The sequence below is a fragment of the Anaerotignum sp. genome (assembly GCF_031981185.1).
Taxonomy (GTDB): domain Bacteria; phylum Bacillota; class Clostridia; order Lachnospirales; family Anaerotignaceae; genus Chakrabartyella.
In genome coordinates, this window is record NZ_DALYUL010000010.1 from 41,136 (window position 1) to 50,988 (window position 9,853).

The 9,853-nt window shown below is 40.4% G+C and carries 11 protein-coding genes; 3 read left to right on the forward strand and 8 right to left on the reverse strand.

Annotation, left to right across the window (positions count from 1 at the left end; all coding sequences use genetic code 11):
* The 5 genes from RTK36_RS07360 to aroF all read right to left on the reverse strand — a co-directional run.
* Positions 1-196: chorismate synthase (locus RTK36_RS07360; RefSeq protein ID WP_312045766.1), on the reverse strand; the 196-nt coding region annotated here is incomplete at its 3' end.
* Positions 186-1,451: a 3-phosphoshikimate 1-carboxyvinyltransferase gene (gene aroA, locus RTK36_RS07365; RefSeq protein ID WP_312045768.1), complete on the reverse strand. Its 1,266-nt coding sequence runs from the start codon at positions 1,449-1,451 to the stop codon at positions 186-188. The genes aroA and RTK36_RS07360, both read right to left, overlap by 11 nt.
* A 5-nt stretch (positions 1,452-1,456) precedes the next feature.
* Positions 1,457-2,518, reverse strand: coding sequence for a 3-dehydroquinate synthase (aroB, locus tag RTK36_RS07370; protein ID WP_312045771.1), 1,062 nt, complete (start codon positions 2,516-2,518; stop codon positions 1,457-1,459).
* A gap of 12 nt (positions 2,519-2,530) precedes the next feature.
* A complete protein-coding gene (locus tag RTK36_RS07375) occupies positions 2,531-3,379 on the reverse strand; it encodes a prephenate dehydrogenase (RefSeq protein ID WP_312045773.1) in 849 nt (282 codons plus the stop codon).
* A gap of 83 nt (positions 3,380-3,462) precedes the next feature.
* Positions 3,463-4,476 carry a 3-deoxy-7-phosphoheptulonate synthase gene (gene aroF, locus RTK36_RS07380; protein ID WP_312045776.1) on the reverse strand — a complete coding sequence of 338 codons (1,014 nt, stop codon included), beginning with the start codon at positions 4,474-4,476 and terminating at the stop codon, positions 3,463-3,465.
* A 912-nt stretch (positions 4,477-5,388) separates the two neighbouring features.
* Between aroF and RTK36_RS07385 the strand changes: the two genes are divergently transcribed.
* Positions 5,389-5,700, forward strand: coding sequence for a DUF3892 domain-containing protein (locus tag RTK36_RS07385; RefSeq protein WP_312045778.1), 312 nt, complete (start codon positions 5,389-5,391; stop codon positions 5,698-5,700).
* Positions 5,701-5,801: 101 nt separating this feature from the next.
* Here RTK36_RS07385 and RTK36_RS07390 read toward each other — a convergent pair whose 3' ends face one another.
* On the reverse strand, positions 5,802-6,587 hold the full coding sequence (locus tag RTK36_RS07390) for a TrmH family RNA methyltransferase (RefSeq protein ID WP_312045780.1): 786 nt from the start codon (positions 6,585-6,587) through the stop codon (positions 5,802-5,804).
* Between the two features lie 201 nt (positions 6,588-6,788).
* Here RTK36_RS07390 and RTK36_RS07395 point away from each other — a divergent pair, with 201 nt between their 5' ends.
* Both RTK36_RS07395 and RTK36_RS07400 read left to right on the forward strand, forming a co-directional pair.
* The gene (locus RTK36_RS07395) at positions 6,789-7,427 is read left to right on the forward strand and encodes a lactate utilization protein (protein ID WP_312045782.1); all 639 of its coding nucleotides are present in this window, start codon (positions 6,789-6,791) and stop codon (positions 7,425-7,427) included.
* Positions 7,428-7,533: 106 nt separating this feature from the next.
* Positions 7,534-7,977, forward strand: a complete 444-nt coding sequence (locus RTK36_RS07400) for a YaiI/YqxD family protein (RefSeq protein ID WP_312045784.1) — start codon at positions 7,534-7,536, stop codon at positions 7,975-7,977.
* A gap of 133 nt (positions 7,978-8,110) precedes the next feature.
* Here RTK36_RS07400 and RTK36_RS07405 read toward each other — a convergent pair whose 3' ends face one another.
* Together RTK36_RS07405 and RTK36_RS07410 are read right to left on the reverse strand one after the other, a co-directional pair.
* Entirely contained in the window at positions 8,111-9,286 is a 1,176-nt protein-coding gene (locus tag RTK36_RS07405; protein WP_312045786.1) for an NAD(P)-dependent malic enzyme, read from the reverse strand.
* 203 nt (positions 9,287-9,489) lie between these two features.
* Positions 9,490-9,853: hypothetical protein (locus RTK36_RS07410; RefSeq protein WP_331654987.1), on the reverse strand; the 364-nt coding region annotated here is incomplete at its 5' end.

A 9,853-nucleotide genomic window follows, 5' to 3' on the forward strand; every position in this document is an offset into this window, starting at 1 on the left:
CCCTAGCCTGATCCCCCTCTTTCCTGGGGGTTGAATAGGCGTTTTTGCCGGGGGCTCTGCGGTCTAAAAAACGCTGTGTCTTTTCTAAGTCTATTTCTTCTCCAGCAGGCAGTCCATCAATCACCACGCCGATGGCCTCAGAATGAGATTGACCAAAAATGCTAATTTTCACTTTGTTTCCATAGTTAGAAGACATCCGCCGCACCTCCTAACCGTGTAAATTCTGCAAAGAACGTGGGATATGATTTGGAAACAGCTTCCGCCCTTTCTATCACCGCCTCCACACCCAATGCCGCTGCTGCAATTGCAAGGGACATAACAATACGATGATCGTCGTAGGAATCTAAGCTCACTTCCCCAACAGGATGCATTCCTCTGCCTTCAATCATAATGGATTCCGGCTGTTCCGTAACACGTACGCCAAGTCTTTGTAGGCCTTCTGCCATTGCCTTTAAGCGGTCACTTTCCTTCATACGCAGTCTACCTGCATTATAAATAATCGTTGTTCCCTCAGCCAAAGCCGCTGCTGTGCAAAGGGCAGGCACCAAATCAGGAATTTGTGCGGCATCAATCGTAATTCCCTTTAAATTGCCGCCACAAACTCTAACTCCATTCTCTTCCCAAGCAACCTTTGCACCAAACTGCTCCATCAAGTCAACAATTTCTTTGTCTCCCTGACAAGAGTTCTTTCGCAATCCTGTACAGGTAATGTCACCACCAATGCCCCCTGCAACAATCCAAAATGCAGCACCTGACCAATCACCCTCTGCAGAAACTTCTTGGGGTGAGCGGTAGGTTTGTCCACCTTTTATCTTAAATCCCCAATCCTTTTCCTCCATTTCAATTTGAAAGAGTCTCAGGGTATCCAATGTCATATCTATATAACCTCTGGATTCCATTTTAGTGGTTAGTCGAATTTCACTATCTTTTTCCAATAGCGGGAGGGCAAATAAAAGACCTGTGATGTACTGAGAGCTTATATTTCCCGGCAGTGTGTAAACACCACCACTAATTTGCCCAGCCATAACCAGTGGTAAATTATTTTCCTTCACCAAAGAACCATGATCCCTGAGTTCTTCCAATAATACGTCAATGGGTCTTTCAGGCAATCTTCCTTGTCCCTCTAGAATTGCATGTTTTCCCAAAGCTGCCACTATGGGAAGCAAAAAGCGGAGAGTGGAGCCACTTTCTACGCAGTCCAACACAATGTCATCTGCTTGTGCCCCCCAAAGAGGGGTAACCTGTACGCCGTCGTTGTCCCTCATCACATTGCAGCCCATAACTTCAAGGCAATTTTTTGTTGCTTCAATATCATTCGACCAACCCTCTAAGAATATCTTTGTTGGTTTATCTGCTAAAGCCGCCCCAATCAGCAAACGATGGGCATCGGATTTTGAGGAAATCACTTTTATATTTCCTTTAAGAATGCTTTTTCCGATTTTAATATTCAATCACTTCACCTACTTTTCATGGCCTCCGCCACTAATTGCTCTACTTCCCCAACAGGAACTTTTTCAATGCGGCATTGTCCGATTTTTTCGGGGAAGACGAAGCTGATAGCTCCTCCCCTTCTTTTTTTGTCCATTAAAGTTCCTTGGGCAATCTGCTGTGGAGTAAATTCTGTCTTTACTGGTAACCCATTCTTTGTTAATGCTTTTCCAATGCGCTCTGCCAGCCCACTTTCTGCCAAACCTCTTGCTTCTGCCCCATTGGCGATTAAGTATAGTCCAATGGCTACCGCATGGCCATGGGAAACGGAAAAAGCACTTAGCTTTTCTATGGAATGTCCTAAGGTATGCCCCAAGTTTAACAACTGACGCTCCCCGTTATCAAACTCATCCCTCATTACAATATCCCTTTTCATAGACACACAAATTTCAATAATTTCTTCCAGGTCTTGGGTAAATTCTAATGACGAGACCCTGTTAAATAAATCTTCATTTCCTATAATTCCATACTTCAAAGTCTCGGCAATGCCATCGGCAAAAACTTCCTCTGGCAGAGTTTGCAGTGCATTGGTATCACAAAGAACCAACTTTGGCTGATAAAATGCACCTGCCATATTTTTACCCGCTTTTAAATCAATGGCAGTTTTCCCTCCTACAGAGGAATCAACTGCAGCCAAAAAAGTAGTGGGAATTTGCACGAAATCAATTCCTCTTTGATAAACTGCGGCGGCAAAGCCCGCCATATCCCCTACAACGCCACCGCCCAAAGCGACAATAATATCTTTTCTAGTCATTTCATTTTCTGCTAGAAATTCTAAGATATCACTTAATGTGCCGATATGTTTTGAACCTTCTCCCCTTGGGAACACAAACTTACAGAGATCAAACCCTGCATTTGTTAATGAATGGGTCACCGTAGCGGAAAATAAACTATCCACTTTATCGTCTGTTATCATTGCCACCTTGCAAGGGGAAATACGGCTTGCCATTTCTTTTCCAACCTGCATCAGCAGGCCTTTTCCAATTAAAATATCATATTGTGTAGATGTACTTACCTTCACTTTTCTCATATGGGCAGCCCCTTATTCAAATTCCTTTACATCGTCTACTGCTAGGCGTTTTTCCTTACCTTCTTTTAGCATTGCCTTTAATTTGTCACTGTCTTTTTCTCGAATTGCCTTGCTGTATACTTGCAAACGTTCGATCAGACCATCAATTTCATCTGCAAGGAAATCGCTATTGTCTAAAAACAATTCTGTCCACATGGTTTCATTAAGCTTTGCTACACGGGTCATATCATGAAAGCTGCCTGCTGAAAACCCCTTGAATTTAGGGGATAATTCGCTTTTGATGTATGCACTGGAAACAACGTGGGCCAATTGAGAGGTATATGCAATCATTTGGTCATGTTCTGCATCGGTAGCAACCTGCATTTTTGCAAAGCCAAGACTTTTAAAAAAGAAACTCAACTCATTCATAGGTGCAATATCTGTTCCTGTATAAGGTGTTAAAATCATTGTTGCACCTTCAAATAAGTCAGGGGTTGAATAAGTAAAGCCACTTCGCTCAATCCCTGCCATAGGGTGGGCACCGCAGAAAACAAATCCATTTTGTGCAGCCACCTCCTGCAAAGGTTGGCAAACGCCGCGCTTTATGCCAGCACAGTCAACTACCATTGCCCCCTTTTTAAACTGAGAGGCGAATTTTTTAACATAATCCACTGTTGCTCCCGGATATAAAGCGATTAACACCAAATCACAATCAGAAGGGTTCCCTTCTTCCAAGATACCATGTACTGCCTCTGCCAGCTTTGCGCTGAAGCGGACATTTTCCGATTCATCCCATCCAAACACAGTATGTTCCGTTTTTTGTTTGATTGCCTTTGCCATAGAGCCCCCAATGAGTCCCATGCCAATTACTCCTATATTCATAAACGCACCTCAATCTCCTTTCTTTTAGAAACGACATTCCCATCTTTTTCGTAAGGATGCCCATTCTTTTCAGCTTCCGTCAATTAATTGTCAAATTTGCAAGCGAAAGGTCTAATCTGGAATACCGCTTTTGCCACATCATCGAATGCTTCCGGCGTTAATGATTGCGCTCCATCGCATAATGCATGAGGAGGGTCGTTGTGCACCTCAATCATCAATCCATCTGCTCCCGCAGCAGTTGCTGCCAGGGCCATAGGCTTCACCATGTAGGAGTATCCTAACGCATGGCTGGGATCAACCACTACAGGCAGATGAGTTAATTTTTTCAAAACAGGAATTATGGATAAATCCAATGTGTTTCTGGTTCTTGTTTCAAAGGTACGAATACCTCTTTCGCAAAGAATTACATTTTCATTGCCGCCAGCCATAATATATTCAGCGCTCATCAGCAATTCATCAATGGTATTTGCTAAACCTCTTTTCAATAAGATTACTTTTTTTGTCTTTCCAAGTTCTTTCAAAAGCTCAAAGTTTTGCATATTTCTTGCACCAACCTGCACCACATCAACGGGATCAAATAATGGCAAGTGAGTAATATTCATAATTTCAGAAACAATAGGAAGTCCTGTCATTTTTTTTGCCTCAAGCAAAAGGTCAATGCCCTCACCTAATAGGCCTTGGAATGCATAAGGGGAAGTACGAGGCTTGAAGGCACCACCACGCAATAAGCCAGCGCCTGATTTCTTTACGCACTCTGCAACAAAGCAAACCTGTTCTCTTGATTCTACCGAGCAAGGTCCTGCAATAATCTGGAATTCGCCGCCACCGATTTTCACGCCGTTTACATCAACAATAAGTCTTTCATTATGGAATTTTTTATTTGCATTTTTGAAAGGCTCCTGAATTCTCTGAACATTTTCAACAATATCCAAAGAACGCACCAAATCCATGTCCACACCAGAAGTATCTCCAACCAAACCAACAATGGTATGATTCACTCCAACAGACATATGCGTATCAATACCCATGCTTTTTAACCACGCCTTCAAGTTATCAATTTGTTCTGGCTTTGTTCCGTTTTTCAACACTACGATCATATCTTTATCCTCCTTTATTATGTCCCTTAGTTTTCTAATTTTGAAAGATGTTTTATTTATAATAAAATCACATACTTACATATTTTGGGTTTCCCAGTATAAAAAGAAAGACTCCGCAGCGAATTTCACTGCGAAGTCTATTTAGCCTTCATTCTAGAAAAAACCATCAAAACCAACCGTCTTTTCTCACAGTAAAATTCACTTTGAATCTCTGAAAACACGGTAAAAGTAAAAGTATGTAGTTGCAGCAAAATTGATCTGATTCATATTCGCAACCTCTTTCACAATTAATTTTATTTGGTTATTTTTAAACATACTACCACAAAGACATTTGTATGTAAACCCTATTTTTCAGAAAATTGTGAATATTGCCCTGAAAACTTTAAATTTTTTCTAAAAAGCTTTATTCAAACTATGTAACCTGACTTATTTTTATATGTATTTTACAATTTAATCCATAAAAAAAGAAGCTGCAATGGCTTCTTTTCATTTCCAAATCATCACTTTTCGCAAGCTCCCCCAGCCTTATCGGCGGGAGGAATTTACGAAAAATAGCACCTAAATTTTAATAAAGTATAGAATTTTCCCCATTTCTTATCTTTATCTCACACTAAAATATCACAATTCGTGATATTTGTCAATAATATGTAATTATTTGTAACTTAAACGTGGTTTATAGGTGAATTTTCATTTTAATTACTTGAGCTTATTTATAATTTCAATTGATTCATAGCAATGTGCAATATAGAAAGATGTTTCATTCTTATATAAATCATAAATCCTTCATAGCTTTAATTCAAATCTTTGCTACGCTTGCATAAACATGTATTGAAAATTGACATAATTTGCACCTACACTTCTTTTCTATATTTTTTGAATTTATGGATAAGATAATGAAAAGGAGGTGTGGATATGAATCAAACCCTTGATAAAAATGAGTTAACAGAAGCATTAGCGAAAAACACACTAGATGAAATTCCTTCGCCAAAATCAGATGCCAAAAAAATTACAGGTTTGATAAAGCAAAGTGGAAAAATCACAGGCTATCGCCTGTCTGATGACACAATGATTGATAAGATGCAAGCCATAGAAATGGCCAGACAAGGAGAAATAGCCGGTGTTGGGATTGCCCATCGAAAGGATACGGAATACCTAAAATCTATCCCCGATGGAACAGAAGACAATAACCTGTCTAATCTGCCAACAGTATCCGCAGATAAATGATTAACAGATAAATTACTCGAATGAAACTTTACAGGTGTCGGCATTGCTGACACCTGTTCCAATTATTTATATCCCTTTCCCTTAATTTCATGGACCGAAGACTAGTTCAACCGTTGACGTACTACCTCATACATCAAGATCCCTGCAGCAATTGAAGCATTTAAGGATTCCGCTTGTCCCGGCATGGGTATTTTTACCCATCCATCACACAAATTTGCGGCTTCATCTGAAAGACCTCTGGCTTCGTTTCCAATCAAAAAAGCGCAACTTTTTTGCAATGGCAAATGATAGGGAAAGCTTTCTCCCTTTAAGTGGGCAGCATATAGTAAAACTCCTCTTTTTTTCATTTCTCTCGCAGTTTCCTCTAAAACTATATTCTGATACACAGGCACATGAAATATTGAACCCATGGTTGCTCGCAACACCTTTGGATTGTATACATCCACACTACCTTTTGAAAGAAAAATTCCATCCACACCGCTTGCGTCAGCAGTGCGTATCACTGTGCCAAGGTTGCCTGGGTCATTGAGTTCTTCCGCCAAAAGAAAAAAGGAATCTTCTTTTATCCAGGTTTTCTCCTTGTTCTCTTGCTGTTTTTTACAGACAGCCAAAACGCCCTGGGGATTTTCTGTATCTGATAAAAGAGAAAACAATTCCTCCGAAAGGATATAGGTTACTGCCCTATTTTCAAAAAGTTTAGTGCCATTTTCTTCAGCAAACGCCTCGGTCATCAGAAACATCTCCACTGGCCAATCTAAAGGGATTTCAGAAATAAACCTGAGTCCTTCGGCTACGAATACGCCTTCTTTATCTCGATTCTTTCTCAAATTTAGGCCTTTTACCCGCTTAAATATTTTATTTTGAAGGCTCTCTATTTTTATCGCCATAATGTATCCCTCGTTTCTCAAATTCTCTCCCTATCATAATACAAAACATATTCTTATTGCAAGATAAAGAATCCCCGAGAAAAACCCTAATGTATTATTCCTTGCCAAGGACAAAATAAAACTTTGTTTACTATATAGGTTTTCGCAAATTTATGTTAGAATAAAACTATCAATATTTTTATAACGAAAGGAGATTTATGCATGAGTACACCGATTGAAATGAGAACTGAACTATTAGGAAAAACTGTAGTTTCAAAATTAGAAAACAGACATTTTGAGGCTTATTACTGTCCTACTGCAAAAGAGGCTTTGGAAAAAGCAGTATCTTTGGTGCCAGAAAAAAGCTGTGTTTCTTGGGGAGGCTCAATGACCATCCGTAACATGGGTCTCACAAAAGCTTTCCATGACAGAGATTTTGAAGTTATTGATAGAGATTTGGCAAAATCCCCTGAGGAAACTGCAAATTTACATCGTCAAGGCCTTTTGGCTGATTATTTTATTACTAGTACCAATGCCCTTTCTCAAGATGGTATTTTAGTGAACATCGATGGCACAGGAAACCGCGTTGCTGCCATGTCTTTCGGCCCCAAAAATGTTATCGTCATTTGTGGTATCAATAAAGTAGCTCCAAATCTTGATGCAGCAGTTTCCCGGGCAAGAAACGTGGCGGCGGCAACAAATGCCTTCCGTTTTATGGGAAAAACCCCTTGCGTTGCCACAGGTAGCTGCCATAACTGTACCACTACAGATTGTATCTGCAGCCAAATTTTGATTACAAGATTATGCAGACCGGCAAAAAGAATTAAAGTCATTGTAGTTGGAGAAGAAATGGGATATTAATTTTTGCAGTGTGCCTAAGTAAAACCTAGGCCTTCTGTCCTTAATAAAAAATGCCCAAGATTTGCGTTGTAACATGCATCTCAACCTGTGGCAAAAGGAGAATACAATGAAAGTACTTGTCGATGCAGATGCATGCCCAGTGAAAGAAATTATCGTTGAAGTAGCTACAAAAAATAATATAGAGGTTTATATGGTGACTGATGCCTCTCATATTTTATTTTACCCCGAAACCAACGTTCATGTTGTAACTGTTGACCAAGGGGCGGATAGTGCTGATTTAGCCATTGCCAACCGAACAGAAAAAGGGGATATTTGTGTCACCGCCGATTATGGCCTTGCTACTTTGATTTTGGCAAAAAAAGCTACGGCGATCCATCCAAATGGCTTTTTCTATACCGCTGAAAATATTGAGCGAATGCTTTTTGAGCGCCATCTTTCCCGAGAAATGCGGCGGCAAAAAAAGGGACGGAGTGGACATATCCATAAACGGACAAAAGAGGATGATATAACCTTTCTTTCGGTTTTTGAAAAAGCATGTACAGTGAGCTAAATTAATTTATCCATAAAACAAAAAGGTCGGGCTTCTCAAATGAAAAGCCTGACCTTTTTTTTCAAAGCAACAAAACAAGTAAATTTTTGCAGATAGAAACTATTCAGCCAAGATATTTTTATCTATGCTAAGCTTATGGCTTCACACGCGCAATGCCCTCTTCGATTGCCACATCAGCAACAGCTTTTGCCACCGCATCCGCCACAGATTTATCCAAAGCAGAAGGAATAATATTTTCTGCATGCAGCTCATTTTCGGGAATCATAGCTGCAATGGCGTATGCCGCCCTTTGCTTCATCCCCTCTGTAATTTCCTTGGCACGAACCGCCAAAGCCCCCTTGAAAATTCCAGGGAAGATCAGTACATTATTAATCTGATTGGGGAAATCAGAACGGCCTGTACCAACAACAGCCGCACCAGCCGCCAATGCCTCATCAGGCATAATTTCAGGAACGGGATTCGCCATGGCGAAAACAATACCCTTGTTCATAGACGCCACCATCTCCCCAGTTACCATTTTAGGACGGGACACACCAACAAAAGCGTCCGCGCCTCTCATAGCATCGGCCAAGCTCCCCTTTTCCTTATGGATATTGCTAATATGAGAGATTTCCTCCTGCCCATCATTTAAGCCTTCGTCGCCCTCGCAAATGATGCCGTTAATATCACACATCACAATATTGCCAAAACCCATGGCAATGAGAAGCTTCCCAATGGCAATACCAGCTGCACCTGCACCATTGATGACAATTTTCATTTCTCCCATTTTTTTGCCAACCACTTTCATGGCGTTAATCATAGCCGCCGCAACTACAATGGCCGTTCCATGTTGGTCATCATGAAATACGGGGATATCGCAAATTTCCTTGAGCTTCCGTTCAATTTCAAAGCAACGTGGCGCAGAAATATCTTCTAAATTAATGCCACCAAAGCTTTTGGAAATCAAATAAATGGTATTTACGATAGTATCCACATCTTTGGAATCAATGCAAAGAGGAAAAGCATCTACGCCGCCAAACTCTTTAAATAATACGCATTTTCCCTCCATTACAGGCATGCCTGCCGCAGGGCCAATGTCCCCTAAGCCAAGAACTGCCGTGCCGTCTGTCACCACAGCAACCAAATTGGAACGGCGTGTCAACCGAAAGGATTCCTCATAGTTTTTCTCAATTACCCGACAAGGCTCCGCAACGCCAGGGGTATATAACAAGGATAAATCCTCTCTCGTTGTAATCTTTTTTCTGGAAACTACCTCTATTTTACCTTGCATTTCATAATGCAGTTTTAATGCCTCTTCTTCAATACTCATGGATATGATCTCCTTTATAGTTCATGCTAGATATAACCGGGATTTAATTCATCTTTTTGAATTATACAAGGAATTCCGTGCATGGTCAATAAGACATGGAGAAACAAACTTGAATAATGAATTCATTATGGCTGGTAAAAGAGAAAAACCCCATACCAGAGGTACGGGGCTTTCAGATACAGTATAATTAATACCATTCAGTTTTATGCTTTAATCTCGCTCGCTACAATCTTTCTACTTACATATTTTACAACTTTGTTAGAACCATCAATTTCATATACAGTAACATACTGGTCAGCTGTCACTGTTATTTCTGTTGTTCCCGAAACAAAGTTTGTTCCATCTGCTACAGTATCTGCTACCGTTAAGCCTGTTACTTCAGCAGCACCAACCTTGTAAACTAAGCTATTTCCACCTGCTGCCGCTTCATTAATGGTAACAATTGTTGTTCCATTAGATGTTCCTGCTGCTGCGTTTGTTACAGTCAGGGAACCTGCTGCTTCTGGTGCTGTTTTAATCTCGCTCGCTACAATCTTTCTACTTACATATTTTACAACTTTGTTAGAA

Coding starts and splice junctions, on each gene's coding strand:
- aroB (WP_312045771.1), bottom strand. CDS start 2,518: ATGAGAAAAGTGAAGGTAAGTACATCTACACAATATGATATTTTAATT.
- RTK36_RS07375 (WP_312045773.1), bottom strand. CDS start 3,379: ATGAATATAGGAGTAATTGGCATGGGACTCATTGGGGGCTCTATGGCA.
- aroF (WP_312045776.1), bottom strand. CDS start 4,476: ATGATCGTAGTGTTGAAAAACGGAACAAAGCCAGAACAAATTGATAAC.
- RTK36_RS07385 (WP_312045778.1), top strand. CDS start 5,389: ATGAATCAAACCCTTGATAAAAATGAGTTAACAGAAGCATTAGCGAAA.
- RTK36_RS07390 (WP_312045780.1), bottom strand. CDS start 6,587: ATGGCGATAAAAATAGAGAGCCTTCAAAATAAAATATTTAAGCGGGTA.
- RTK36_RS07395 (WP_312045782.1), top strand. CDS start 6,789: ATGAGTACACCGATTGAAATGAGAACTGAACTATTAGGAAAAACTGTA.
- RTK36_RS07400 (WP_312045784.1), top strand. CDS start 7,534: ATGAAAGTACTTGTCGATGCAGATGCATGCCCAGTGAAAGAAATTATC.
- RTK36_RS07405 (WP_312045786.1), bottom strand. CDS start 9,286: ATGAGTATTGAAGAAGAGGCATTAAAACTGCATTATGAAATGCAAGGT.